This window comes from Pseudomonas sp. PS1(2021), assembly GCF_020405165.1.
GTDB classification, from domain to species: domain Bacteria; phylum Pseudomonadota; class Gammaproteobacteria; order Pseudomonadales; family Pseudomonadaceae; genus Pseudomonas; species Pseudomonas aeruginosa.
In genome coordinates, this window is sequence record NZ_CP084484.1 from 7,294,930 (window position 1) to 7,320,280 (window position 25,351).

Sequence of the window (25,351 nt, forward strand, 5' to 3'; positions counted from 1 at the left end):
CATCAATCGGAGTACCCAGGACATGACCGACTGGATCGATGGCCAAGGCCGACAGATCGACTACCTGCGCCTGTCGGTCACCGACCGTTGCGACTTCCGCTGTGTCTACTGCATGGCCGAGGACATGCGCTTCCTGCCGCGCCAGCAGGTGCTGACCCTGGAGGAGATCGAGCGGGTCGCCCGGCTGTTCGTCGCCGGCGGTGTGCGCAAGCTGCGCCTGACCGGCGGCGAGCCGCTGGTGCGGCCCGGCATCGTCGGCCTGTGCGAGCGCCTGGCGGCACTGCCGGGGTTGCGCGAACTGTGCATGACCAGCAACGGCTCGCAACTGGTGCGCTACGCCCGGCCGTTGTACGACGCCGGCCTGTCGCGTCTCAACATCAGCCTCGATACCCTCGATCCGCTGCGCTTCCGGGCGATCACCCGCAACGGCGAGCTGGACAAGGTGCTGGCCGGCATCGACGCCGCCCAGGCCGCCGGTTTCCGCCGGATCAAGCTGAACGCGGTGGTGATGAAGGGGCGCAACGCCGATGAGGTGCCGGCGCTGGTGGACTTCGCCATCGCCCGCGGCCTGGATATCAGCTTCATCGAGGAGATGCCGCTTGGCCAGGTCGGCCGCGAACGTGGCGAGAGCTTCTGCTCCAGCGACGAAGTACGCGCGCTGATCGCCCAGCGCCACGCCTTGCTCGACAGCGCCGAGCAGAGCGGCGGGCCGGCGCGCTACGTGCGCCTGGTCGAGCATCCGCAGACACGTATCGGCTTCATCTCGCCGCACTCGCACAACTTCTGCGCCACCTGCAACCGCCTGCGCCTGACCGTCGAGGGCCGCCTGCTGCTGTGCCTCGGCCACGAGCATTCGCTCGACCTGCGCGCGCTGCTGCGCCGCCACCCACTGCACGACGGACCGTTGCTGGAAGCGATCGGCGAGGCGCTCCAGCGCAAGCCGGCGCGCCATGAATTCAGCGCCGCCGGCGAGGTGCAGGTGCTGCGCTTCATGAACATGAGCGGCGGCTGAGGCGACTCGGGGCGCCTCCAGCGGGCCTTCGCCAGCGGCCAGGGCGAGGCCGCTCTTCTGGTAGGCCAGCAGGGTCTCGTCGCCGGTCTCGCTGCTGTACAGCTCGCCCCCGGAAAACATCACGGCATAACCGTCGCAGGAACTGCGTGCGATCACCTAGCTGCGCCGCGCGTCCGGGTGGCCGGGCATGTCCAGCCCGGCCTAGTCCCGTACGTCGCTCAGGCACCCTTCGGTACTCGCGCTCGGCGCCGACCTGGACGCGCTAGCTGGCGGAGCGCGGCTTGCGACGGGTAGCGAAGCCTTTCAAGGGCGTTGACGAAACGAAAAAATCCCCGCGGCATGAGCGTGACGCGGGGATCCAGGCGTAAATAGAGCCTTAACCGTGATAGCTGAAATGGAGCAAGGGGTGATGTCTGCGTAGCGGAACACCTCGCGGGGTGGCTGTGTATGGCTCAAGACTAAGTCCCGCGGGCCGGCGGGCCTATTCCTCGAAGGAGGTAAGGAGGGGTAGCGGAGGAGGGACGGCGATTGACGATGTATACTTTTTGGTCCAGATTGGACGAAAAGTATAAAGGCGGATCACCGTCTGTTTCCTGCCCGGGCCGCGGGCGCACCTTCGTCACCCCTGGAGTCGTCCATGATCAAGTCGCTGAACACCAAGAACCTGCTGGGAGGCCTGCTGCTCGGCGTGCTCGCCAGCGGATCCGCCGTCGCCGCCGATGGCAACCTGCGGATCGGCATCGAGGCCGCCTACCCGCCGTTTTCCTTCAAGACCGCCGAAGGCGAACTGGCCGGCTTCGACTACGACATCGGCAACGCGCTGTGCGCGCAGATGCAGGTGAAGTGCCAGTGGATCGAGCAGGAGTACGATGGCCTGATTCCCTCGCTGAAAGTTCGCAAGATAGACGCCGCGCTGTCCTCCATCACCATCACCGAGGAACGCCGGCGCTCGGTGGACTTCACCCACAAGTACTACTTCACGCCGGGCCGCCTGGTGATGAAGGAAGGCGCCCAGCTCGACGACAGCTTCAGCCAGTTGGCCGGCAAGCGCATCGGCGTGCAGCGCGGCGCTACCGCCGACCGCTTCGCCAGTGCGGTGCTGGCCAAGGCCGGTGCCGAAGTGGTGCGCTACACCAGCCAGGACGAGATCTACCTGGACCTGGTGGCCGGCCGCCTCGACGCCACCTTCGCCGACTCCATCCCGTTGCAGACCGGCTTCCTCGATACCCCGCGCGGCAAGGGCTACGCCTTCGTCGGGCCGGAGTTCAAGGACCCGAAATACTTCGGCGAGGGCGCCGGGATCGCGGTGCGCAAGGGGGACGCCGAGCTGGTCGGCAAGCTCAACGCGGCGATCGACGCGATTCGTGCCGACGGGACCTACAAGCGCATCGAGGGCAAGTACTTCAAGAGCGACATCTACGGCGACTGACCGCTCGCCGGCGGCGGCTGCCGTCAGTCGCCGCCTTCCTTCAGCTCCTTGAGGTGCTTGTAGACCGTCGCCCGGCCCATGTTCAGCACGTTGGCCACATAGTTGGCGGCGCTCTTGCCCTTGAACGCGCCCTCGGCGTGCAGGGCCAGGACCAGTTCGCGCTTGTGCTCGCGGGTCAGCAGGTTCAAGCCGAGCTGGCGCTGCCGCAGCCAGCCGTGCAGGAAGGTGTTGATGCGCTCCTGCCAGTCGTCGCGGAACAGCGCGTCCGGTTGCGGGATCAGCTTGCTCGGCGAGAGGAACAGGTCGAGTGCCGCCTTGGCGCTCTCGAACAGGCTGATGTTCAGGTTGATGCACAGCACCGCCAGCGGCTGGCCGGCGGAGTCGCGCAGCACGGTGCTGACCGAGCGGATCTTCTGCCCGTCCCAGTTGAGCTTCTCGTAGGGACCGATGTTGCGCTCGTCGCTATCGCCTTCGAGCATGTCTTCCAGCGCCGAGTCGTCGCCGACCTCGCGCTTGGACAGGTTGTTGGCGATGTAGTCGACCCGCTGGCTGCGCAGGTCGTGCAGGACCACTTCGGCGTGGGGGAAGAACAGGGTGGCGATGCCGTCGGCGATCGCCCGGTAGTTCTCCAGGCTGGGGTCTTGGCTCGGGCTCATGCGCAGGAACTCTCGTGGGACGGCGGGCGAGGCGAGTGTGCCGCAAACCCGCCGCCGGGTCATCAGGGGGACAGGCGGCGCGGCGACAGTATCGCCTCGTCCAGGCCGTGCTCGCGCAGGTGCGCCGGCAGCGGCTGGTGGCGGATCAGCGCGGCGCTGGCCTCGCCCATCGCCGCCGAGGTCTGGATACCGTAGCCGCCCTGGGCGGCGACCCAGAAGAAGCCTTCCGCATCGGCGGCGTAGCCGGCCACCAGGTCGCCGTCGGCGACGAACGAGCGCAGCCCTGCCCAGGTGTGTTCCGGGCGGCGAATGGTGAGGGTGGTGGCTTCTTCGATCAGGTACATGCCGGTGGCGATGTCCAGTTGCTCGGGCTGCACGTCGTGGGCCTCGACCGGATCGGCGTTGGCCGGCGAGCCGAGCAGCATGCCGGCGTCCGGCTTCAGGTAGAAGGATTCGTCGAGGCTGACCAGCATCGGCCAGTCGTGGCAGTCGATGCCCGGCGGCGGGGCGAAGATGAAGGCTGAGCGGCGCTTGGGCTGCAGGCCCAGCGGGCGGACGCCGGCCAGCCCGGCGATGGCGTCGCACCAGGCGCCTGCGGCGTTGACCAGCACCGCCGCGCGGTAGCTGCCGGCGTCGCAGCGGACTTCCCAGGCGCCGTCGACCCGGCGGATCTCCAGCGCTTCGTGGTTGCACAGGACCTGCCCCTGGTTGCGGCGGATGCCGCGCAGGTAGCCCTGGTGCAGGGCGTCGGTATCGATGTCGGCGCCGGTGGGGTCGTAGGTGGCGCCGAAGACCTTGTCGCGACGCAGCACCGGCACGATCGAGCAGGCCTGTTCCGCGTCCAGCAGGCGCATCTGCGGCACCAGCGCCTTGCCGCTTTCGTATTGACGGCGGAGTTCTTCCGGATCGTCGCTGAAGTCGACCACCATTTCCGGACGCGGGCTGAGCAGCGGATGCTCGCAGAAGCCGGCCGGCGGGTTGTCGAAGAAGGCCCGGCTGGCGGCGGTGAGCGCGCGCACCTGGGGTGTGCCGTAGGCCACCGTGTATTGCGCGGCGGAGCGGCCGGTGGAGTGGTAGCCGGGCTGCGCCTCGCGCTCCAGCACCACGACCCGGCCGTGGGCCGACAGCCAGTAGCCGGTGGATGCGCCGGCGATGCCGGCACCGATGACGAGGTAATCCGCTTCGATCATGCTGCTCTCCTGCATCACGCGATCAGCCTGCCTGGCGCAGGCGGTAGAGGGCGTTGGCCAGGGCTACGTCTTCCAGGCCCAGGCCGATCGAGCGGAAGAACGCCGGGCGCCGGTATTCCGGACGTGGCGCCTGGCCGCTGAGCAGTTCGGCGAGGTCGCCGCGGATCGCCTCGGGGCTCCAGCCATGCTGTTCGGCGGCGATCAGCATCTCGCCGGCGGAGCCTGGGGTGGTGTGCCGGTAGTCGCAATAGACGTCCATGGCCGCCAGGCTTTCCGCCGGTACCTCATGGGCGCGGGGCGCGTTGGTGCTGATCGAGGTGACCAGCGCCGGGCGCTTGAGTTGGCGCGGGTCGATCACTGCTCGGGCCGAGGAGGTGCAGAGCAGGATCACATCGGCTTCGTCCAGCGCTTCCTCCAGGCTGCCGGCGGCTTCGGCGCGCGGGTCGATGGCGCGCAGGCTTTGCAGGCGGCGCTCGTCCAGGCACGGCGAATGGACTCGCACGCCCTGCCAGTCACGCAGGCCCTTCACGTATTGCAGGTGGGCATGGGCTACCGGTCCGCTGCCGATCAGCGCCAGGCGGCCGGCTTCGGCCGGAGCCAGGGCATCCACCGCCACGGCGGTGGTGGCGGCGGTGCGCGCGGTGGTCAGCCGGGCGGCATCGCAGAGCAGCAAGGGCTGGCCGGTCTGCATCGACATCAGCAGGGTCCAGGCGGTGACCAACGGGCCCTGTTCGCGAACGATGTAGGGTGAAGTCTTGACTCCGTAGACCTGTTCCTGGGCGAGCACGCCGAGGTAGTTGATGAAGTCGCCGCGACCGGCGGGGAACTCCACCAGTTGCTGGGCCGGCTGGAGCGCCTGGCCGGCGGCCAGGTCGAGGAACAGCTGGCGCATGGCCTGGAGGACGTCGATACGGGCGAGCAGTTGCTCGGCTTCGGCCTGCTGGACGATCAGGGGAGTGGCGGCGCTCATGCGATCTCCGGAATGGATGTAAACAATTTGTCCATTCTGGACTTTAAGGTATTGCCGGGCAAGCGCCGACCCGCCTCGATGACCGACGGCGGCACCTGCGTGTCGCAGAAACGAAAAAGGCGAAGCCGGATGGCTTCGCCTTTTTTCTCCACGCCTGCGTTCAGTGCTTGCGCGGTACCGGCTTGAGCAGTTCGGCCGGCGGCATCTCGCAGGTGATCTTGCGGCCCAGCAGTTCTTCGATCGGCGGCAGGGCGAAGGCATCGTCCTCGCCGGCGAAGCTGATCGAGGTGCCCGAGGCGCCGGCGCGGCCGGTACGACCGATACGGTGCACGTAGTCGTCCGGGTCTTCCGGCAGGGTGAAGTTGATCACATGGCTGATGCCGTCGATGTGGATGCCGCGGCCGGCCACGTCGGTTGCCACCAGGACGCGGATCTTGCCTTCGCGGAAGCCTTCCAGGGTGCGGATGCGCTTGTGCTGCGGCACGTCGCCGGACATCTGGGCGGCGCTGATGCCGTCCTTGGTCAGGCGTTCCTCGATGCGGCGGACTTCGTCCTTGCGGTTGGCGAAGACCATCACCCGTTCCCAGTTGTTCTGCGCCACCAGGTTGTACAGCAGCTTGTACTTGTCGCTGCCGGCCACGGCGTAGACATGCTGCTCGACGGTATCGCTGGCGACGTTCTCCGGCTCGATCTCGACGATCGCCGGATCGACGGTCCACTGCTTGGCGAGGTTCATCACGTCGTCGGTGAAGGTCGCCGAGAACAGCAGGGTCTGGCGTTCGCCCTTGTGCGGGGTCTGCCGGATGATCTGCCGGACCTGCGGGATGAAGCCCATGTCGAGCATGCGGTCGGCTTCGTCGAGGACCATCACCTCGACCATGTCCAGGTGCACCTCGCCGCGCTGGTTGAAGTCCAGCAGACGGCCTGGGGTGGCTACCAGGATGTCGCAGAAGCGCGCTTCCAGCTGCTTGAGTTGCTTGTCGAAGTCCATGCCGCCGACGAAGGTCATCACGTTCAGCCCGGTGTACTTGGTCAGCGCCGCGGCGTCCTTGGCGATCTGTACCACCAGTTCGCGGGTCGGGGCGATGATCAGCGCGCGCGGCTCGCCCATGTAGCGCTCTTTCGGCGGCGGGGTCTGCAGCAATTGGGTGATGATCGAGATGAGGAACGCGGCGGTCTTGCCGGTGCCGGTCTGGGCGCGGCCGATGGCGTCCTGGCCGCGCAGGGTGAAGCCCAGTACCTGCGCCTGGATCGGGGTGCAGTAGGGGAAGCCGAGGTCATGGATGGCGTGCATCAGGCTCGGGGCGAGGTTGAAGTCGTGGAAGCGGGTCTTGCCTTCCTGCGGTTCGACCACGAAGTCTTCCAACTTCCAGTTGTCCACCGGCTTCGGCTTGCGTTCGCGGCGCGGCTTGTCGCTGCGCGGCTTGGCGTCCCGGCCTTCTTTGCCGGCGGGTTTGGCGGGCTTTTCGCCTTTCTCGGCCTTTTCAGCGGCGCGCGGGGCGCCGGACTCGTTGTCGGCGCGCGGGGGGCGCGGTTTGCGTGGGCGTTTCTCGGTCGGCTTTTCGCCGGTGGGGGCGGTACCTTTCACGGTAGCGCCGGCAGGGCCTTGCGGGACCGGGGAGGAACCGCTCTGCGGCTGGGTTCCGTCGGCCTTGCCGAAGATTTTCTTGAGTGCTTTGAGCACGGCCATCTCGTAGTGGTTAAGGAATGAACGGGCGCCAGTGTAAAGCATGTTGCCAGCGGGGAGAAATCCATGCTTGGCCGGCGCCCTCCAGCCCTGGCCGGACGGGGCCTGGAGGGGGCTGCGCGAAGCTCCCGGGGCAGCCTTCGGGAGGACTCGTGCGCGCGACCGGTGGCGCGCTACAAAAAGACAACGGTAGGGCGACGACGGGGGTGGCATCTTCGGGACGGTGCCGGAGCGATCCGGCGAGTGTCCGCCCACTCACCAACGGAAGAACAAGAAAACCATGAATCCGTCCCCATCGATCGTCGGGCTGAGCGATATCGAAGCCCTGGAGCGCGTGCCGCTGGAACAGCGCGACCTGCCGTCCAGCACCTACGAACTGTTGCAACGCTCGGCCCAGCGCCACGGCCAGCGTATCGCCCTGAGCTGCCTGCTGCATGGCAGCGCCGCCGAAGAACCGTTGCGGATCAGCTATGCCGAGCTGTTCGCCCGCGTCACCCAGACCGCCAACGCCTTGCACCGGCTGGGCCTGGAAAGCCACCAGGCGGTGTCCTTCCTGCTGCCCAACCTGCCGCAGACCCACTACGTGATCTGGGGCGGCGAGGCTGCCGGGATCGTCAATGCGATCAACCCGCTGCTGGAGCCGGAGCACATCGCCGAGCTGATCCGCGCCTCCAACACCCGGGTGCTGGTGACCCTGGCGCCGTTCCCCGGCACCGACCTGTGGCAGAAGGTCGCCGGCCTGCGCGCGCAGCTGCCGGAGCTGTACGCGATCGTCGTGGTCGATCCGGCCAACCTGTTGCCGGCGCCGCAGCGCGAGGCGCTCAAGGCCCAGCGCGGGCCGCTGCCGGAGGGCGTGCTGGACTTCGATACGCTGATCGCCGACTGCCCGGCAGACCGCCTGGAGAGCGGACGGGCGATCCATCCGGACGACGTCGCTTCCTATTTCCATACCGGCGGCACCACCGGCACGCCGAAGCTGGCGCCGCACAGCCACTTCAACGAGGTGGCGATGGCCGAGATCATGGGCCTGAACGCCGACTACGGGGTGGACGACGTGCTGCTCTGCGGCCTGCCGCTGTTCCACGTCAACGGCGTGATGGTTACCGGCCTGGCGCCCTTCCATCGCGGCGCCCAGGTGCTCCTGGCCGGGCCCCAGGGCTACCGCAATCCGACCCTGATCCAGAACTTCTGGAAGCTGGTGGAGCGCTACCGGGTCACCAGCTTCAGTGGCGTGCCGACCATCTACGCGGCGTTGCTGCAGGTCCCCAGCGATGGCCGCGACCTGTCCAGCCTGCGTTTCGCCCTGTGCGGCGCGGCGCCGATGCCGGTGGAGCTGATCCGCCAGTTCGAGGCGCGTACCGGGCTCAAGGTGATCGAAGGCTACGGCCTCACCGAAGGTACCTGCGGCACCAGTTGCAACCCGCGTGGCGGCGAGCGCCGGCCGGGTTCGATCGGCCTGCGCCTACCGTACTGCCAGGTGAAGGTCGTGGTGCTCGACGGCGAGGGCAATTACCTGCGCGATGCCGCGCCGAACGAGGTGGGCAACCTCTGCCTGAAGGGCCCGACGGTGTTCAAGGGCTACCTGCAACAGGACCGGAACCGCGATATCTGGGTCGGCGATGGCTGGTTCAATACCGGCGACCTCGGTCGTATCGACGAGGACGGCTACATCTGGCTCACCGGGCGCAGCAAGGACCTGATCATTCGCGGTGGCCACAACATCGACCCACAGATGATCGAAGAAGCGCTGCACCGGCATCCGGCCGTGGCCCTGGCGGCGGCGGTGGGCAAGCCGGACGCCAAGGCCGGCGAGCTGCCGGTGGCGTATATCCAGCTCAAGCCCGGCGCCAGCGCCAGCGAGGAAGAGCTGCTGGAGCACGCCAGCCGCCACGTACCGGAGCGCGCGGCGGTGCCCAAGGATATCTGGCTGATCGAGAGCATGCCGGTCACCGCGGTGGGCAAGACCTTCAAGCCGGCGCTGCGCCTGGACGCGATCCGCCGGGTGCTGGAGGAGGAAAGCCGGAGGATCGCCGAGGATATCCGCGTGGAGGTGGTCGCCGACGAGCGCCACGGCCAGCTCGCCCACCTGCACGTTCCCGCGCTTGACGAAAGACGCCAGGCGGCGCTGGAAGAGCTGCTCGGCGGCTACGCGCTGAACTACCGGCTGCACGCCGTCTGAGAGAAGCTCCGGGCGTCAGAGGCGCTTGCGCAGCCAGGCGCCGATGTCGTGGATTTCCTCCAGGGACACCTCGTGGCCCATCGGGTAGTCGTGCCAGCCCACCTCCACGCCCTGCGCCTGCAAGGCGTCATGGGCCGCGCGGCCAAGCGCCGGGTCGACCACGTCGTCCTGGCTGCCGTGCAGGTGCAGGACCGGAATCCGCTTGTGGCGCTCGTCCAGCGCCAGGTCGTCGAAGGTCGGCGCGTAGGTGGATAGCGCCAGCACCCCGCCGAGCGGCTGGGCGTAGCGGCGGAAGGCGGTATGCAGGACCACCGCGCCGCCCTGCGAGAAACCGGCGAGGATGATTCGCTCGGCGGCGATGCCCTTGGCGCGCTGTTCATCGATGAGAGCGATGACCTGGTCGGCGGAGGCGTTCAACTGGTCTTCGTCGATGGCCCGCGCTGGACTGAAGGCAAGGATGTCGTACCAGCTCGGCATGACCCAGCCGCCATTGACCGTCACCGCCTGGCTCGGCGCTTGGGGGAGGATGAAGCGGGTGCTCGGCAGGACCATCTGCAGGGCTTCGGCCACCGGTTTGAAGTCGGTACGGTCGGCGCCCAGGCCGTGCAGCCAGATGATACAGGCGTCGGCATTCGGGGCATCGAGGATCAGGGGTTCGCTCATGACGGCTCCAGGCAGGGGGCATATGCGTTCGGAATGGGAGGACCATTCGACAACAGGCGCTTTCCCGCTCGCAAGTCGGCCAGATTGTCGCAGATCATGCATTCGCCAATTTCCCGCGGATGCGCTTTGCTAAGGGAAGTGCGCCGGGTACGCCGTTCGTCGCCCGCCGCCGTCGCGCCGCCGGCTGCCTCTGCCGGTGCCGCAGCGCTTGCGGTTACAGTGCGGCGACCGGCCCGGGAAGCGACCGGCGCGGGGCCGGCGGTTCACCCAGGGGCGGCGAAGGGAGTGGCGAACAGATGACAATAATGAAAGGTACCTGGCTGCTGCTGGCCGCCGTCTGCCTCGGCGCCAGCGCCACGGCCGAGGCCGGTGCGACGCTGGATGCGGTGAAGCGCAAGGGCTACGTGCAGTGCGGCGTCAGCGACGGCCTGCCGGGGTTCTCCTACGCCGACGCCAAGGGCCGTTTCAAGGGGCTCGACGTCGACATCTGCCGGGCGCTGGCCGCCGCGCTGTTCGGCGATGCCGAGAAGGTGCGCTTCACCCCGCTGTCCGCCACCGAGCGGTTTTCGGCGTTGCAGTCCGGCACGGTCGACCTGCTGTCGCGCAACACCTCATGGACCAGCTCGCGGGATACCGCGCTGGGCATCCACTTCACCGGCGTCACCTATTTCGACGGCCAGGGCTTCCTGGTCAATCGCAAGCTCGGCGTGTCCAGCGCCCGCGAACTGAAGGACGCGACGGTGTGCATCCAGTCCGGCACCACCAACGAGCTGAACGTGGCGGACTACTTCCGGGCCCACGGCATCCGTTACAAGGCGGTGCTCGACGACAGCTACGAGAAGAGCGCCCGTGCCCTGGAGGCGGGGCAGTGCGACGTGCTCAGCTCCGACCAGTCGCAGCTCTACGCCCAGCGCCTGAAGCTGGCCAAGCCGGAGCAGTACGTGGTACTGCCGGAAGTGATCTCCAAGGAGCCGCTCGGCCCGGCCGTGCGGCAGGGCGACGAAGCCTGGTTCAACATCGTTCGCTGGACCCTGTACGGCCTGCTCAACGCGGAAGAGCTGGGGGTCACCTCGAGCAACGTCGAGCGCCAGGCCAGGGACAGCCGCAACCCGGACGTCGCCCGCCTGCTCGGCAGCGAGGGCGACGCTGGCAAGGACTTGCAACTGCCGCGCGACTGGGTGGTGCAGATGGTGCGCCAGGTCGGCAACTATGGCGAGATCTTCGCCCGCAACGTCGGCGACGGCAGCCCGCTGAAGATGCCGCGCGGCCTCAACGCGCAATGGAATCTCGGCGGCCTGCACTATGCGCCGCCGATTCGCTGACCGGCGGGGCTGGCTGAACTCTCGCCAGCACCGACAATCCGATAACAGACAGACGCACCGGTGCCGGTGCACTATAGAGCGACGCGTCATGCCGAACACCGAACAAGAGAAATGCCCGTGAACCTATCGATGACTCCCATCAACAAAGCCAAGGCCTGGGGCGTCCACGCCGTCACCGCCAGCGGCGTGATCCTGGCCTTGCTGGCCCTGCTCGCGCTGGTCGACAACAAACCCCAGGCCTGCCTGCTCTGGCTCGGCCTGGCCCTGCTGGTGGACGGCCTCGACGGCACCCTGGCGCGCAAGTACGAAGTCAAGGAAATGCTGCCGCATTTCGACGGCTCGGTGCTCGACCTGGTGATCGACTACCTGACCTACGTGTTCATCCCGGCCATCTTCATCTACCGCTACATCCCCCTGCCGGAGCATTTCGAGCTGCTGGCGGTGGGCGTGATCCTGGTTTCATCGCTGTTCTGCTTCTGCAACGTCAACATGAAGAGCACCGATAACTACTTCGTCGGCTTCCCGGCCGCCTGGAACGTGGTGGCGGTGTACTTCTACGTGCTCGACCTGCACCCCTGGGTCAACCTCGCCACGGTGCTGGTGCTGGCTGCCCTGACCCTGACCCGGATGAAGTTCCTCCACCCGTTCCGCGTGCGCCAGTTCATGCCGCTGAACATCGCCGTGACTTTCGTCTGGCTGATCAGCAGCGGTCTGCTGATCGTTCAGCAGCCGGCCGACCTGCCGATCCTGCTCGGCCTGTGGTTCGCCGCCTCGGCCTATTTCGTCGGTATCTGCCTCTGGCGCAGCGCCCGCGAGTGGTTCGGCTGAAACGACCCGGCACGACGGCGTTCCCGCCTGGGGACGCCTGGCAAGTCCCTATCATCGCAAGGAACCCCGCATGGCCCACCCCAACGCCGAACTGATCGAGCGCTTCTACCAGGCCTTCCAGCGCCTCGACGGCGAGGCCATGGCGGCCTGCTACGCTCCCCAGGCGACCTTCCACGACCCGGCCTTCGGCGAACTGCGCGGGCGCGAGGTGGGCGACATGTGGCGCCTGCTGACCAGCCGGGCGCGGGACTTCCGCCTGGACTACGCGAACGTCCGCGCCGACGAGAACGAGGGGCGTGCGCAATGGGTGGCCCACTACCTGTTCACCCAGACCGGGCGCAGGGTGGAGAATCGCATCGAGGCCCGTTTCCGCTTCGCCGACGGTTTGATCGTCGAGCACCGCGACCAGTTCGACCTGTGGCGCTGGAGCCGCCAGGCGCTTGGCGCCAAGGGCCTGCTGCTGGGCTGGGCGCCGCCGGTGCAGCGGGCGATCCGCGGGCAGGCGCGCAAGGGCCTGGCCGCCTACCAGGCTGCCCATCCGGCGGCCGGCTGAGGCTGTCGGTGGCCGAAGCGCGGATAATCTCCTAAGCTCGCCGCGGACAACCCGCAGGACGCCGCGATGATCACGCTCTTCCAGTTTCCCGCCGCATTCAACGTACCCAATGCCAGTCCCTACTGCCTGAAACTGGAAACCTGGTTGCGCCTGGCCGGCCTGGAGTATCAGGTGAAGGTCGTCAGCGACCCGCGCAAGGCGCCCAAGGGCAAGCTGCCCTACGTGCGTATCGAGGGCGAGGCGATCGGTGACAGCGAGATCGTCATCCGTACCCTCGGTGAGCGCTACGGGGTCACTCTCGACGCCGGCCTGGATGCCCGGGGCAAGGGCTGGGCACGGGCGATCACGCGCCTGTGCGACGAACACCTGTACTACCTGATGCTGTATTTCCGCTGGTTCGACGAGGACAGCTGGCGCGTGCTCAAGCCGGTGTTCTTCGGCTCGCTGCCATTCGGCGTGCGCGACGCGGTGGCCTGGGCCATGCGCCGCAAGGTCCGCGCTACCCTCAGGGCGCAGGGACTCGGGGTCCACGGCAGGGACGAACTGCTGGCCTTCGCCCGCGACGACCTCGATGCCCTCGACGGCCTGCTTGGCCAGGTCCCGTACTACGGCGGCGAACATCCGTGCAGCGCCGATGCCGCCGCTTACGGTATCCTCGCCAACCTCATCGAGGCGACCCTGGATACCCCACTCAGCCATGTGGCGCGAGGCTATCCGCGCCTGGTGGCGTATTGCGAGCGGATGCGGGAGCGGGTCTGGAGTGAGTGAGGCGACGGCCGCCACGGCGGCGATCGGGAAGTGTTGGTCGGTCTACCTGGTGAGGGCGGAAAACGGCGCGTTGTACTGCGGCATCAGCGACGATCCGCTGCGCCGCTTCGACACTCATTGCAGCGGCAAGGGCGCGCGGTTCTTCCATTCCAGCCCCGCCCGCGCGCTGGTCTACGTCGAGGCCTGCGCCAGCAAGGGCGACGCCCTGCGCCGCGAGCGGGCGATCAAGGCCCTGAGCAAGCGCGCCAAGGAGCGCCTGTTGGTCGGCGTACCGGTGTTGCGCGAGGTCGGCGAGCCGGCAATCTAGGACGTTCATCTGCGGTCATGGGGTATTCGTGGGCTATCTGAAGAATCATTGGTGGAAACGCTGGATCCGCCGCCGCGGCTGCAAGCTGGCCGGCGGCCCGGCCAGTGTCGGCAAGCGCACCACGCTGGTGCTCGAGGAGCGGGTCGAACTCGGCCACCTGCGCATCGTCCCGCCGAGGCTGGAGATCGGCGCCTACAGCTATGTGCGCAGCGGCACCGACCTGTCCCTGGTGGCGTCCATCGGGCGTTTCTGCTCGATCGGCTCGGACTGCTTCATCGGCCAGGAAAAACACACCCATCCCAGCGACTGGGTGAGCAGCCACCCCTTCCAGCACACCGGCACCGCGCTGCGCTACGAGCCGGCGCTGAGCTACGCGGAAATCGGCCACGACGTCTGGATCGGGCACAGCGCGATGGTGATGGAAGGTGTCAAGGTCGGGACTGGGGCGATCATCGCCACGCGCGCCGTGGTCACTCGCGACGTGCCGCCCTATGCCATCGTCGCCGGGACTCCGGCGCAGGTGATCCGCTACCGGCATCCGCCGGAGATCATCGAGGGCCTGCTCGCCTCACGCTGGTGGGAGCTGGATAGCGCCTTCCTCACCGGCCTGCCGCTGGACCGACCCCGGGAGTTCCTCGCCGCCCTGGAGGCGCGCGAGGCGCCGCGTGCGGCGTACCGGCGGATGACCATCACCCGCCAGGGGTGCCGGCTGGATTGAGCGCGCCCATCGCCAGGCCCATCGGGCCAGGCGATGGGGTGCCCTTCATGTCCCGGATTGTCATAGGCGTGTTTTCCCAGCCGCGCTAAGCTGGTGCCTCACATCCGCCCGGAGGCGCCCATGTCAGAGCTGATCCTGCATCACTATCCCACTTCGCCCTTCGCCGAGAAGGCGCGCCTGCTGCTCGGTTTCAAGCAACTGTCCTGGCGCTCGGTGATGATTCCGCCGGTGATGCCCAAGCCGGACCTGGTGGCGCTGACCGGCGGCTATCGGAAGACCCCGGTGTTGCAGGTCGGCGCCGATGTGTATTGCGATACCGCGTTGATCGCCCGTCGCCTGGAGCAGGAAAAGGCGGTCCCGGCGCTGTTCCCCGAAGGCCAGGAGATGGTCGCCGCGAGCTTCGCCCAGTGGGCCGACGCGGTGCTGTTCCAGCACGCGGTAAGCCTGGCGTTCGCCCCGGAGTCCATCGCCGTGCGCTTCGGCAAGCTGCCGCCGGAATTCCTCAAGGCCTTCATGGCCGATCGCAGCCAGCTGTTCAGCGGTGGCAGCGCCGGCCGCCTGCCGCTGGAACAGGCGCGCCACCAGTGGCCGGCATTCATGGCGCGACTGGAGCGCCAGTTGTCGCGCGAGGACGGCGATTTCCTGTTCGGCGAAGCGTCCGTCGCCGACTTTGCCGTGGCGCACTGCCTGTGGTTCCTCAAGGGCACGCCGGTCACCGCGCCGCTGGTCGACGACTACCCGCAGGTGCAGGCCTGGTTGGGCCGGGTGCTCGGCTTCGGCCATGGCGCGCCAGCCGAGATGAGTGCGGAGGAAGCCCTGGAGGTGGCTCGCGGCAGCCAGCCCGCGGCATTGCCGGACGAATCCTTCAGCGACCCCAACGGTTTCCTGCCCGGCCAGGCGGTCGCCATCGCCGCCACCGACTACGGTGTCGACGCGGTACAGGGCGAACTGCTCTTCGCCGGCAGCGAGGAACTCATCCTGCGCCGCGAAGACCCGCGGGCGGGTACCGTGCATGTGCATTTCCCGCGCCTGGGCTTTCGCATCGAGGCGCGTTGAGGCATGCCGGCGGAGACCCCGCCGCTGCGGCCGGACGCCGATCCGCCGCAGTGCGCGTTGCCCGAGGCGAGGCCGGACCGCGACGCCGGCACCAAGCTGCGCGCCGCGGTGCTCGGTGCCAACGATGGCCTGGTGTCGAACCTGTGCCTGGTGATGGGCGTGGCGGGTGCGAGCATGGCGCATTCGTCCATCGTCCTCACCGGGATGGCCGGACTGGTGTCCGGGGCCTGTTCGATGGCCCTCGGCGAGTGGCTGTCGGTGACCAACGCCCGCGAGATGGCGAGCAAGCGCATCGCCGAGGAAGAACGCCTGCTCAGGCTCTGCCCGAACACCGAGACCCAGGAACTGATCGATATCTTCACTGCCAAGGGGCTGAGCGAGGTGTCCGCCCGGCGCGTGGCCCTGCAACTGATGAACGACGGTCGTGGCGCGCTGGACACCTTGTCCCGCGAGGCCCTCGGCATCGATCCGACGGAGTTGGGCGGCAACCCGTGGAACGCGGCGGGCACGTCGTTCCTGCTGTTTTCCCTTGGCGCCCTGGTGCCGGTGGCGCCGTTCCTGTTCCTCGACGGTGCCGCGGCGCTGGTCGCAAGCCTGCTGTTCAGCCTGCTTGCGCTGCTGTTCAGCGGCGCGGTCACCGCCCGTTTCACCGGGCGGCCGCTGGCGTTCTCGGCGTTGCGCCAGGTGCTGGTCGGTACCCTTGCCGCGGCCTTCACCTATGGGTTGGGCACCGCGCTCGGCGTGGGCCTGGGCTGAAAGTCCTTCGCCTGCGGGGGACTCCGTTTTACACTGCGACACCCGGCCGGCGTGGCCGGGAACAGGAAAAACCGACCAGGGAGTGGCCATGAACGCCTACGACATCGAAATCGTCAACGACGCCGCGCACGCCGGCGAAGCCAACCACGGCTGGTGCTTCGGCCTGCCGCCGGGCATCCGTCCGGAGCAGTGGCCGCTGGATCCGGACACCGGCTATCCGCTGATGCACGGCTTCACCCTGCTGCTGCCGGAGGACTACCGGGTGCATGGCCCGGAGATCGTCGCGCTGAGCTTCTTCTCCCTCGCCCCGGACCAGAACGACGGTGGACCGACCAGCGTCGACGGCATTCGCGAGATGCTCATCGATCCGCCCGCGCAACCGCCGGCCGAAGCGGAACTGCGGCCGTTCTGGGAGGCCGGGCGCAATAGCCATCCGCGTCTGCATCGGATGGAGGACATCCTCGGCGGCGCCTATGCGTTGATCCTGCTCGACGCCGCTGAATTCAGCGGCGCGCCCTGCCAGCCGCCGGCGCTGCCGGCGGGCAACCCGCTGTTGGCGCAGACCGAGCCGCCGCAGTGGCTGGAGGCTGGTTCGGCGGCCAGCTTCGTGCCGGACTGGGCGGAGGACGACTACTACCTGCTGCGCGCCCTCGGTGGCCGCCCGGCGGCCGGCCACCAGCAGCGCTACCCCCTGCGCTGGACGGCGCGGGCGCAAGACCCCAACGCCGGGGTGGTGCCCAGCGAATACGGCGACGGCGGCTACCAGCTGCCGCACTACTGGCTGGACGGCAAGATCGAGCGCGACAACTACCGCGAGCATCCCTGGGTGGAAGGGCACCTGCCGAACCATATCGGCGGCACCATGCGTCCGGTGCAGGGCGTACCGGAGATGAGTCCCTTCTACGTAGAGTTCGAGGAATACCTGGGCGGCTACAACTTCGGCGGCGGCAACGCCCAGCTCGATTTCCGCGACATGCGCTTCGACTGGGCCTGCGGCTGAGGAGGGAAAGGGAGCGCCGGCGGCGCTCCGGGGCGGCTCGGGTCAGTCCTTGCGCCGCTTGAGCTGGTCCTTCAACTGGGTCGGCAACTGACGGATGATCAGCATGTCGCGCTCTTCGTCGTATTCCACCTTGGAGCCCAGCAGGTGCGCCTCGAAGCTGATCGACAGGCCTTCGGCGCGGCCGGTGAAGCGGCGGAACTGGTTGAGGGTGCGCTTGTCCGCCGGGATTTCCGGCGACAGGCCGTAGTCCTTGTTACGGATGTAGTCGTAGAACGCCCGCGGTTGCTGGTCGTCCATCAGTTCCGAAAGCGCGTCGAGGGTCATCGGCTCGCCGATGCGCGCCTGGGAGGTGGCGTAGTCGACCAGCGTCTCGGTCTTCTCGCGGGCCTGTTCCTCGGCCATGTCCTCGCTTTCCACGAAATCGCTGAAGGCTTTCAGCAGGGTGCGCGTCTCGCTCGGCGAATCCACCCCTTCCTGGCAGCCGATGAAGTCGCGGAAATAGTCGGAGACCTTCTTCCCGCCCTTGCCCTTGATGAACGAGATGTACTGCTTCGACTGCTTGTTGTTGCGCCATTCGGAGATATTGATCCGCGCGGCCAGGTGCAACTGGCCGAGGTCCAGGTGGCGCGACGGGGTGACCTCCAGCGACTCGTTCACCGCCACGCCTTCGCTGTGGTGCAGCAGGGCGATCGCCAGGTAGTCGGTCATGCCTTGCTGGTAGTGGGCGAACAGGATGTGGCCGCCGGTGGAGAGATTGGACTCCTCCATCAGCTTCTGCAGGTGTTCGACCGCTTCGCGGCTGAAGCCGACGAAGTCGCGATCGCCCTCCAAGTACTCACCGAGCCAGCCGCTGAACGGGTAGGCCCCGGACTCGCCCTGGAAGAAGCCCCAGGCCTTGTTCTTGGCGTTGTAGCTTTCGTTGAGGTCGGCCAGCAGGTTCTCGATGGCCTGGGAGTCGCCCAACTCGGCGTCGCGCGCGTGGAGCACGGCCGGGGTGCCGTCGGGCTTCTTCTCGATCAGGTGGACGATGGCGTGATGGATCGGCATGTCAGGTTCGACCTTTCAGGTAATCGGCGGCGCCGCGCAGGTTTCCGCGACGCTGCGGGACACGCCGCTGGCGCGCCCGCGGATCGGCCAGTTTACCCGAGGTTGCCGGCTTCTGCCTGCGTCGCCTGGCGTTCCTGCAGACCGTGCAGGCGCTTGATCACGAAGTTCAGGTGCAGGTGCAGCTCGTACAGCTCGTGGTAGTAGGAGAGCGGCACCTCCACGGTGTTCAGCTCGCTCTCCAGTTTCTCCAGCCGCTCGATCTCGCTTCTCAGTTGCTCGGCGTCGGTACCGCTGTCGAGCTTGCGGTCGATGTCGCGGATGTAGCGGTACCAGCGGTAGATGCGCGCGCGGATGCGCCAGCGATACAGCGGGCCGATGGACTTCATCAGCGGGATGAGGATGGCGATGAACGGGATCAGCAGGATGATGTAGCGGTCCGCCAGGGAGGCGATGCGGAACGGCAGGTAGCGCTGCAGCAGCGGCAGGCCGCTCTTGTAGTAGCGCTCGGCGTCCTCGTGCAGGCGCAGGGTGCGCGGCTCGGCGCTGGGGAAGGCGCCGGGCTTGTCGAGCAGGCTGCCGTCCTTCATCACCTCGCGCGCGGCTTCCAGTACCAGCGGGATCAGCGCCGGGTGGAAGCGCTCGTTGATCACCAGGGTGGCCACCGGCGACAGGGTGCTGATGTTTCGTTCCGGCACGTTGCGCGGCAGGTTGAGCAGGCCTTCGCCGACCTCGACCCGCTTGAGGAACGGCATGCGCGCCTCGTAGGCGGCGCTGCGGCGGAAGTTGACCAGGCGAAGCTGGTCGTTGTCGGCCAATTTCTGGATCGCCGGGTTCTCCGCCGGGCCGACGATGAACGCCGCGTCCAGCTTGCCGGCCAGCAGGTCGTCGACCACCGCGTTGCCGCCGCGGGCTTCCCAGGTGATCGGATAGTGTCCCGGGGCGATGTCGTTGGCCTGCAGGATCGCCTCGGTGGCGGCGTGGGTGCCGCTGCCGTCGCTGCCGATGGCCAGGCGCAGGTGCAGCAGGTCGCTGAGCTGGTCGATGTGCACGTTGCTGCGGTGGAACAGCCAGAGCGGCTCCTGGTAGACCGCGCCGAGGGTCTGCAACTGGCGCGCCTGCCCGGCTTCGAGCTGGCGCTCCTGGCCGCTCTGGACCAGGGCGATGTCGACCTCGCCGGTGCCGAGCAGGCGCTCCAGGTTGTCGCGCGAGCCGGCGCTGGGCACCAGCTTCAGTTCGAAGCCCTGCTCCTTGAGCTTTTCCCGGAGCTTGCCGGCGAACACGGCGTAGCCGCCGCCCTCGGCGCCGGTGGCCATGGTCGCGCTCATCGGCGGCGGCGGGGCGACGAAATAGAACACCGCGGCGACCAGGGCGGCGATCACCGGGATCAGCCAGAGGTTGGCGCGGATCAGGATGGCGAGGTCCTTGAGCAGGTGCTTGATGCGATTCATGAGCGGTCCTTGTGCTGCTCTCCAGAAGGGTATGACGGATGCGGGCGGGCGCACTCCTCAGCGTAGCCGAGGGTCACCGGCGGTCCGTGCGGAACTGCCGGCAGAGCACCCGGTGGCGATGCCGGAAGATGCGGGTGAGGAACCAGCGTACCAGTCCGGCGGCGAATAGCGGGCGCACGGTCAACTGGTCGACCAGCAGGCATTCCCCGGCCTCGCCCGGTGTCGGCAGGATGCGTCGCTCGTGGCGCCAGAGGCGCATGCCGGTCATCGGCGACTGTTCGATGAAGCCGTGGCCGGGCGTCAGCTCCAGCAGGGTCAGTTGCGAAGTGCCCAGCGGCAGCAAGCCGAACAGGCGCATGTGGCTGCGGAACAGCGGGCGCCGGGGCACTACCTCCAGGTCTTCGAGGCTGCGGATACCGGGCGGTACGCTCATGCTCAGCAACGGGCGTATCTCGCGGAGTATCCCGTCCACCGAGGTGATCCACCGCCAGAGCTGTTCGGGGCTGGCCTGCAGGCGCGATTCGAAATGCAGGCTGATATTCATCGCAGGCTCCTGCTAGGGTTGTGGGAGGACGCGCTGTCCATGGCGCCCGTGCCGTGCAAGCCTAAGCCAGACGAACCGAGACGTCGAACCGAAGGAGGACGCCATGCTGATCCGCGCCGCAACCTCGACCCTGCTGGTGGTCGATATCCAGGAACGCCTGCTGCCGGCCATCGACGACGGTCCGGCGCTGGTCGAGTACAGCCAGTGGTTGTTGCGCGTGGCCCGCGCACTGGACGTGCCGGTGCTGGCCAGCGAGCAGTACAGCAAGGGCCTGGGGCCGACGGTGGCGGCCCTGCGCGATGAGCTGGAGCCCACGCAGATCCTCGAGAAGCTGGACTTCTCGGCCGCCGCCGACGGCGCCCTGCTGCGCGCGCCCGGCGGCGACCGCCGGCAGTTCGTGGTTTGCGGCAGCGAGGCGCACGTCTGCGTGCTGCAGACCGTGCTCGACCTGCTTGGCCGTGGTCGCGAAGTGTTCGTCGTGGAGGAGGCGATCGGCTCGCGGCGGCCGAGCGACAAGGCGCTGGCCGTGGAGCGGATGCGCCAGGCCGGGGCGATGATCGTGTCGCGGGAGATGGTCGCCTTCGAATGGATGGAACGCGCCGGCAGCGACCGCTTCCGCGAGATCAGCCGCAACTTCATTCGCTGAGCGGCGGTTGCTCGGCCTGGTAGCGCCGGGCCTCCTCGCGCAGCCAGTCGGCGAAGGCCTGGTGGCGGTCGCTCGGCGGCTCGCGCTGCGGCCAGACCAGCCAGTAGGGATAGGGGTAGGGCACGCGGATGTCGCCCAGTTGCACCAGGCGGCCCTCGGCGAGGGCGCCGGCGACCAGGCTGCGACGCTCCAGGGCGATGCCCTGGCCCAGGCGCACGGCTTCCAGCAGCAGGTTCGAGTCATTGATCAGCAGTCCGTGCTGCGGTTCCGCCACGCCGGCGCGCTGGCACCAGAGCGCCCAGGATTCGGTGGAGCGCAGTGTAGGGCAGGCGACGATCTCGCTCGGCGTGCGCGGCAGGCGGCCGCCGTTGAAGTCGGGCGCGGCGACCATCAGCAACTCGTCGTCGAACAGGCGTTCCCGACCGACCCCTTCCCAGTCGCCCTTGCCGATGCGTACGCCGAGGTCGGCCAGGCCCTGGCGCAGGTTCTGCACGTCAAGACTGGCCACCAGCCGCACGCGACAGTGCGGATGGCGCTCGCGAAAGCGCGGCAGGCGCGGCAGCAGCCAGTTCAGGCCGAAGGACGGCATCACCGTGACCACCAGCTCACCCTCCCGTGGACGCGCCCGCACCACCCGCGTGGCGTCGGCGATCTCGCCCAGAGAGGCGCGTACCTGCAGGGCGTAGAACCGGCCGTTCTCGCTCAGGCGCAGGCCGCGCCCCTCGCGGACGAACAGGGCCAGGCCGAGGAGGTTTTCCAGCAGCTTGATCTGCTGGCTGATCGCTGAGTGGGTGACGTGCAGCTCGCTGGCGGCCTGGCTGATGCTGCCGAGCCGGGCGACCGCTTCGAAGCTGCGCAGGGCGGTGAGGGGAGGGAGGTCGCTCATGTAAGTTTTTCTAAAGGATTCGCTGAATTTATCTCGATATTTTTCGCGTTGTGCAACGACTAGAGTGATTTTCCCAGGCGTCGCCCTCTTAGCGGCGCTTAATCATCGACAAAGGATGCCGCGATGCAACTGATCGGTATGCTGGATTCGCCTTTTGTGCGCCGGGTCGCCATCGCCCTGCGCCTGCTGGACCTGCCCTACGAGCACCGCCCGCTGTCGGTGTTCCGCAATTTCCAGGCGTTCAGCCTGTTCAACCCGATGGTCAAGGCGCCCACGCTGGTGCTGGACGATGGCACCGTGCTGATGGACTCCAGCCTGATCCTCGATTACCTGGAGTGCCTGGCCGGCCGCGAACGCAGTCTGCTGCCGCAACGGCCGCAGGCCCGTGCACGGGCGTTGAGTCTGATCGGCGCGGCGCTGGTGGCCTGCGAGAAATCCGTGCAGATCTACTACGAACTGAACCTGCGTCCCGAGGAACGCCGCCACGGCCCCTGGCTGGAGCGGGTGGAGGGGCAGTTGCTGGCGGCCTACGACTGGCTGGAGGCAGCGCTGCGCCAGGAGCCGCTGGCACGCGACGGTGGCATCGAGCTGGTCGGGGTGACCGTCGCGGTGGCCTGGCGCTTCAGCCAACTGGTGGTCGCGGAGCGGGTCGCCGCCAGCGAATACCCGGAACTGGCAAGCTATTCGGATTATGCGGAGGGGTTGCCGGTGTTCCTCGAGACGCCGCCGGTCTGAGCCCGCGAGGCGCCAGGCTGGCGCCCCTCGAACGGCTCGATTCCGCCTGCGCCCGGCCTCGGTTCGTCGGCTGGCCGCCCCGACCTGGGTGCTGCGGGTCGGTACCGGGCACATGCCGGGGCGGGCCGCGATCGGGGCCCGTTCCGCGCCGTGGCGTCAGCGGGCGAACGCCTGTGCGGGATCGACCAACGGCTCGACCGCGATCGCGATTTTTCCCCGGATGCCATTGTCGCGACTCTCCAGGCGGGCGTGGGCGAGGGGGATGTCGGCAAGCGAATAGACGGCGCCGACATGCGGGCGCAACCGGCCGCGCTCGACCAGGGCGCTCAACTCGTCGAGCTTGCCGCGGTTCTGCCGGGTGAAGACGAAGTGATAGCTCGCGTTCCTGCCCCAGGCCTGGAGGAGGTTCTGCGGCTGGGCGAGGTCGACGATGCTGACCACGCGGCCGAGCTGCGCGAGCACCTCGGGGCAGCGCGACAGGGTGTCGCCGCCGATGCTGTCGAACACCACGTCGACGCCGCGGCCTCCGGTTTCCCGCAGGATGGCCTCGACGTAGTCCTGCTTCTGGTAGTCGATGAGCACATCGGCGCCCATCTGGCGGGCGAACTCGAAGTTGACCTCGCGCACTGTGGTGAAGACCCGGGCTCCCATGGCCTTCGCCAACTGGATCGCGACATGCCCGACGCCGCCGGCGCCGCCGTGCACCAGGATGCTTTCGCCGACCCTCAGCGCCGCGCGTGCGACCAGCGCTTCCCAGGCCGTGCCGCCGACCAGGCTGAGGCTCGCCGCCTCCAGGTGGCTCAGCGCGGCGGGCTTCCTGCCGATGATGCCTTCCGCTGCCAGGTGGTACTCGGCATAGCTGCCCTGGCCTTCGAAGATCTGCGGGGTGTACCAGACCTCGTCTCCCGGTGCGACGGCGGTCACTCCCGGCCCTACCGCTTCGACGACGCCGGACACGTCATGCCCGGTGATGGCCGGAAGCGCTACCAGGTCGGGGTAGTCGCCGCGACGGACCTGGTAGTCCAGCGGATTGATCGAGGTCGCATGGACCCGCACCAATACCTGTCCCGCCTGCGGCACCGGTTTGGGCACCTCGCGCAGCTCGAAGGATTCCGGACCGCCAAACGCCTTGAGTATCAACGCTTTCATTGCATATCCTCGTTTCGGTAAAAAGGGATATCGGGAATTTTCGATATATTGTGGCGTAGAAAGAACTACAGTTCCGCGCCGATCAGCTCGACGAGGGCACGGATATTCGCTTCGTTGCGCTTGTAGTAGGTCCATTGGCCGATCCGCCTGACTTCGACCAGGCCCGCCCGTTGCAGGATCGCTAGGTAATCGGACACGGTCGACTGCGACAGGCCGACGCCCTCCTGGATACTGCTGACGCAGACGCCCACGGTGTCGACGTCGCCCTCGTCCTGCGGAGGAAAGTTCTTCGCCGGGTCCTTCAGGCCTTTCAGGATTTCCAGGCGTGTCCGGTTCGACAGGGCTTTGAATGTTTCGAGCAGGTCCATGGCGGCGAGGATATCGGGAATTTCCGATTTGTCAATCCGGGACGACGGAGACCTGCCGTCGCTGTTGACCTCAAGTTAGGTTCAGGTCCTAGAGTGCCATCCGGCGTTCCCGCCGTTCCTCCCGATCAGCGCAGGCCCTGCGCTCGTTGGCGCCGGAAGGGCGTCGAGCGACGACCGCCCGTACTCTGCAAAGGACCCGGAATGGACACCCAGACTTCATTGATGATCTTCCAGCTCACCTGCTGCCTCGGCTTCGCCCTGTGGCTGAGCCTCGCCCTGATCAACAACCTGCAGGCCTTCGCCAGCTCGGTGGGGGCGATCGGCGTGACCATGTCGATGGCTCCCCTGGCCCAGCCGCCCGCGATCGACATGCCCTTGCTGGCGCGGGCGGTGCGCTCGCCGCTCATGCACCGCCTGGCCTTGTCGATCATCGTCGCGCTGCAGGTCGCTGCCGTCGTCACGGCCTGGACCGGCTGTTACGAACTGCTGTTCGGCGCCGGCCTGGAGACGGCCCGGCCCTGGCTCAACCTGGCCCTGAGCGCGGCCCTCGGCTTCCTCTTCGGCATGCTGCTGGGCGGGCTCTGGTTCGGCTACTGGATCCGCCAGGAGGGATTGCAACTGACCCACCTGCTGCTGGTGGTCTGGGTGCTGGCGAACTTCTTCGTGCTCAACGTCCGCTGGAGCTGACGGGGACTGCCGGTACGAGGGAGCAGGGTGCGAGGACGGCGACGGTGGAGCGAGCCGGACGCCCGTCGATAGCGCGAAGTCGCATCTCGCTCCTGCCACCCGGTCCCTCGGCTCCCCTCTGTTCGCACGCGCTGCATGGGCTGACGCAGCTGGAACTGCCCCCGGGCAGTGGCAGCCGGCTGCCTCGAGGGCAGGTGCTCCGGCTGGCTCGGCATGGTCACTGGAGTTCAGCCCCGGGGTTCTTCGAGGAAAGCAGAACCTGCGGCATCGGCTCCTTTCGCCCGACTGGGCTTAGCGCAGCTCTTCGGCGGCGGCGACCAGTTGTTCGAGTTGATGGTGGATCTGGGCCCTGTCCAGCAACTGCAAGGGCTGGCGGTTCCAGAGCAGCCGTTCGCCGCTTTCGGGGTCGCGGCCCAGGATCGGCTTGCAAGGGTCCTGGCTGAACAGGTTCTGCTCGCTGGCCGTAGCGTCTCCTTGTCCTTCCAGGCGGGTGAACATCAACAGGTGATCGGTCGGATGTTCTGCCAGATGGCAGAGATGCGGGCCCACCTGCAGGCTGAGTACGCTCTCCTCGTCGTTGGGCGTCGGGAGATCGAGAGCGAGAAAAAGCTGGTGGATGGCGGCGCGGTAGAGTGGATTCATGGCGTGTTCCGAGTCACTGGAGGCAGCCATTAGAGCAGTGCCAGCCCGGAGAGACTGTTAATCGTGGTTCTCTTTTTTTAGGTTTTGCCGCTGCCGATTCCAGTG

The 25,351-nt window shown here is 67.6% G+C and carries 27 protein-coding genes; 15 read left to right on the forward strand and 12 right to left on the reverse strand.

Annotated elements, in window-relative coordinates; translation table 11 throughout:
• Window positions 1–22 precede the first annotated feature (22 nt).
• Together moaA and LE197_RS34545 are read left to right on the forward strand one after the other, a co-directional pair.
• Window positions 23–1,012, forward strand: coding sequence for a GTP 3',8-cyclase MoaA (gene moaA / locus LE197_RS34540; protein ID WP_003092949.1), 990 nt, complete (start codon window positions 23–25; stop codon window positions 1,010–1,012).
• A 637-nt stretch (window positions 1,013–1,649) separates the two neighbouring features.
• Window positions 1,650–2,441: an ABC transporter substrate-binding protein gene (locus LE197_RS34545; RefSeq protein ID WP_003118292.1), complete on the forward strand. Its 792-nt coding sequence runs from the start codon at window positions 1,650–1,652 to the stop codon at window positions 2,439–2,441.
• Between the two features lie 23 nt (window positions 2,442–2,464).
• Here LE197_RS34545 and dauR read toward each other — a convergent pair whose 3' ends face one another.
• From dauR to rhlB, 4 genes are all read right to left on the reverse strand, one after another.
• Window positions 2,465–3,097: a transcriptional regulator DauR gene (gene dauR, locus LE197_RS34550; protein WP_003113779.1), complete on the reverse strand. Its 633-nt coding sequence runs from the start codon at window positions 3,095–3,097 to the stop codon at window positions 2,465–2,467.
• Between the two features lie 62 nt (window positions 3,098–3,159).
• A complete protein-coding gene (gene dauA, locus LE197_RS34555) occupies window positions 3,160–4,287 on the reverse strand; it encodes an FAD-dependent catabolic D-arginine dehydrogenase DauA (protein ID WP_196752364.1) in 1,128 nt (375 codons plus the stop codon).
• Between the two features lie 22 nt (window positions 4,288–4,309).
• Window positions 4,310–5,257, reverse strand: a complete 948-nt coding sequence (gene dauB / locus LE197_RS34560; protein WP_003119268.1) for an NAD(P)H-dependent anabolic L-arginine dehydrogenase DauB — start codon at window positions 5,255–5,257, stop codon at window positions 4,310–4,312.
• A gap of 160 nt (window positions 5,258–5,417) precedes the next feature.
• The gene (gene rhlB, locus LE197_RS34565; protein WP_031761570.1) at window positions 5,418–6,941 is read right to left on the reverse strand and encodes an ATP-dependent RNA helicase RhlB; all 1,524 of its coding nucleotides are present in this window, start codon (window positions 6,939–6,941) and stop codon (window positions 5,418–5,420) included.
• Window positions 6,942–7,224: 283 nt separating this feature from the next.
• Here rhlB and LE197_RS34570 point away from each other — a divergent pair, with 283 nt between their 5' ends.
• Window positions 7,225–9,123, forward strand: coding sequence for an acyl-CoA synthetase (locus LE197_RS34570; protein WP_057393067.1), 1,899 nt, complete (start codon window positions 7,225–7,227; stop codon window positions 9,121–9,123).
• A 15-nt stretch (window positions 9,124–9,138) separates the two neighbouring features.
• Here the strand turns inward: LE197_RS34570 and LE197_RS34575 are convergent, their stop codons facing one another.
• Entirely contained in the window at window positions 9,139–9,786 is a 648-nt protein-coding gene (locus LE197_RS34575; RefSeq protein ID WP_003105021.1) for an alpha/beta hydrolase, read from the reverse strand.
• A gap of 296 nt (window positions 9,787–10,082) precedes the next feature.
• Here LE197_RS34575 and LE197_RS34580 point away from each other — a divergent pair, with 296 nt between their 5' ends.
• The 9 genes from LE197_RS34580 to LE197_RS34620 all read left to right on the forward strand — a co-directional run bounded on the left by LE197_RS34580 (window position 10,083) and on the right by LE197_RS34620 (window position 17,094).
• Window positions 10,083–11,108: an amino acid ABC transporter substrate-binding protein gene (locus tag LE197_RS34580; RefSeq protein WP_003119272.1), complete on the forward strand. Its 1,026-nt coding sequence runs from the start codon at window positions 10,083–10,085 to the stop codon at window positions 11,106–11,108.
• Window positions 11,109–11,219: 111 nt separating this feature from the next.
• On the forward strand, window positions 11,220–11,936 hold the full coding sequence (gene pcsA / locus LE197_RS34585; protein WP_003105024.1) for a phosphatidylcholine synthase: 717 nt from the start codon (window positions 11,220–11,222) through the stop codon (window positions 11,934–11,936).
• A gap of 70 nt (window positions 11,937–12,006) precedes the next feature.
• Complete coding sequence (locus LE197_RS34590; protein ID WP_003113784.1) at window positions 12,007–12,489, forward strand: nuclear transport factor 2 family protein; 483 nt, start codon at window positions 12,007–12,009, stop codon at window positions 12,487–12,489.
• 66 nt (window positions 12,490–12,555) lie between these two features.
• Window positions 12,556–13,257, forward strand: coding sequence for a glutathione S-transferase C-terminal domain-containing protein (locus LE197_RS34595; protein ID WP_003092922.1), 702 nt, complete (start codon window positions 12,556–12,558; stop codon window positions 13,255–13,257).
• Complete coding sequence (locus LE197_RS34600) at window positions 13,250–13,564, forward strand: GIY-YIG nuclease family protein (protein WP_003119275.1); 315 nt, start codon at window positions 13,250–13,252, stop codon at window positions 13,562–13,564. Before LE197_RS34595 ends, LE197_RS34600 begins: the two co-directional genes overlap by 8 nt.
• A gap of 28 nt (window positions 13,565–13,592) precedes the next feature.
• Window positions 13,593–14,282 carry a CatB-related O-acetyltransferase gene (locus LE197_RS34605; RefSeq protein ID WP_003105028.1) on the forward strand — a complete coding sequence of 230 codons (690 nt, stop codon included), beginning with the start codon at window positions 13,593–13,595 and terminating at the stop codon, window positions 14,280–14,282.
• 120 nt (window positions 14,283–14,402) lie between these two features.
• Window positions 14,403–15,338: a glutathione S-transferase family protein gene (locus LE197_RS34610; protein WP_003092916.1), complete on the forward strand. Its 936-nt coding sequence runs from the start codon at window positions 14,403–14,405 to the stop codon at window positions 15,336–15,338.
• A gap of 3 nt (window positions 15,339–15,341) precedes the next feature.
• The gene (locus LE197_RS34615; RefSeq protein ID WP_003143097.1) at window positions 15,342–16,094 is read left to right on the forward strand and encodes a VIT1/CCC1 transporter family protein; all 753 of its coding nucleotides are present in this window, start codon (window positions 15,342–15,344) and stop codon (window positions 16,092–16,094) included.
• An 88-nt stretch (window positions 16,095–16,182) separates the two neighbouring features.
• Window positions 16,183–17,094, forward strand: coding sequence for a hypothetical protein (locus LE197_RS34620; RefSeq protein ID WP_003119277.1), 912 nt, complete (start codon window positions 16,183–16,185; stop codon window positions 17,092–17,094).
• 42 nt (window positions 17,095–17,136) lie between these two features.
• Here the strand turns inward: LE197_RS34620 and yejK are convergent, their stop codons facing one another.
• From yejK to LE197_RS34635, 3 genes are all read right to left on the reverse strand, one after another.
• Window positions 17,137–18,141, reverse strand: a complete 1,005-nt coding sequence (gene yejK, locus LE197_RS34625) for a nucleoid-associated protein YejK (protein ID WP_003113787.1) — start codon at window positions 18,139–18,141, stop codon at window positions 17,137–17,139.
• A gap of 92 nt (window positions 18,142–18,233) precedes the next feature.
• Window positions 18,234–19,589, reverse strand: coding sequence for a TAXI family TRAP transporter solute-binding subunit (locus LE197_RS34630; protein ID WP_196752274.1), 1,356 nt, complete (start codon window positions 19,587–19,589; stop codon window positions 18,234–18,236).
• 73 nt (window positions 19,590–19,662) lie between these two features.
• Window positions 19,663–20,133, reverse strand: a complete 471-nt coding sequence (locus tag LE197_RS34635; protein WP_003100569.1) for a hypothetical protein — start codon at window positions 20,131–20,133, stop codon at window positions 19,663–19,665.
• Window positions 20,134–20,236: 103 nt separating this feature from the next.
• On the opposite strand from LE197_RS34635, the gene LE197_RS34640 reads away from it, so the two are divergent.
• Window positions 20,237–20,779 (forward strand): hydrolase, encoded by a 543-nt coding sequence (locus LE197_RS34640; protein ID WP_003100571.1) that lies wholly within the window; start codon window positions 20,237–20,239, stop codon window positions 20,777–20,779.
• Here the strand turns inward: LE197_RS34640 and LE197_RS34645 are convergent.
• Complete coding sequence (locus LE197_RS34645; protein ID WP_003100573.1) at window positions 20,769–21,665, reverse strand: LysR substrate-binding domain-containing protein; 897 nt, start codon at window positions 21,663–21,665, stop codon at window positions 20,769–20,771. The genes LE197_RS34640 and LE197_RS34645 overlap by 11 nt on opposite strands.
• 123 nt (window positions 21,666–21,788) lie before the next feature.
• Between LE197_RS34645 and LE197_RS34650 the strand changes: the two genes are divergently transcribed.
• A complete protein-coding gene (locus tag LE197_RS34650; RefSeq protein WP_003113789.1) occupies window positions 21,789–22,400 on the forward strand; it encodes a glutathione S-transferase in 612 nt (203 codons plus the stop codon).
• Window positions 22,401–22,556: 156 nt separating this feature from the next.
• On the opposite strand, the gene LE197_RS34655 is transcribed toward LE197_RS34650, so the two are convergent.
• Window positions 22,557–23,549 carry a zinc-dependent alcohol dehydrogenase family protein gene (locus LE197_RS34655; RefSeq protein ID WP_073666531.1) on the reverse strand — a complete coding sequence of 331 codons (993 nt, stop codon included), beginning with the start codon at window positions 23,547–23,549 and terminating at the stop codon, window positions 22,557–22,559.
• 65 nt (window positions 23,550–23,614) lie between these two features.
• Window positions 23,615–23,917, reverse strand: coding sequence for an ArsR/SmtB family transcription factor (locus LE197_RS34660; RefSeq protein WP_003092893.1), 303 nt, complete (start codon window positions 23,915–23,917; stop codon window positions 23,615–23,617).
• A 201-nt stretch (window positions 23,918–24,118) separates the two neighbouring features.
• On the opposite strand from LE197_RS34660, the gene LE197_RS34665 reads away from it, so the two are divergent.
• Entirely contained in the window at window positions 24,119–24,604 is a 486-nt protein-coding gene (locus LE197_RS34665) for a DUF2165 family protein (protein ID WP_003111147.1), read from the forward strand.
• Between the two features lie 291 nt (window positions 24,605–24,895).
• Here the strand turns inward: LE197_RS34665 and LE197_RS34670 are convergent, their stop codons facing one another.
• Window positions 24,896–25,246, reverse strand: coding sequence for a CesT family type III secretion system chaperone (locus LE197_RS34670; RefSeq protein WP_003111148.1), 351 nt, complete (start codon window positions 25,244–25,246; stop codon window positions 24,896–24,898).
• Window positions 25,247–25,351: the final 105 nt, after the last annotated feature.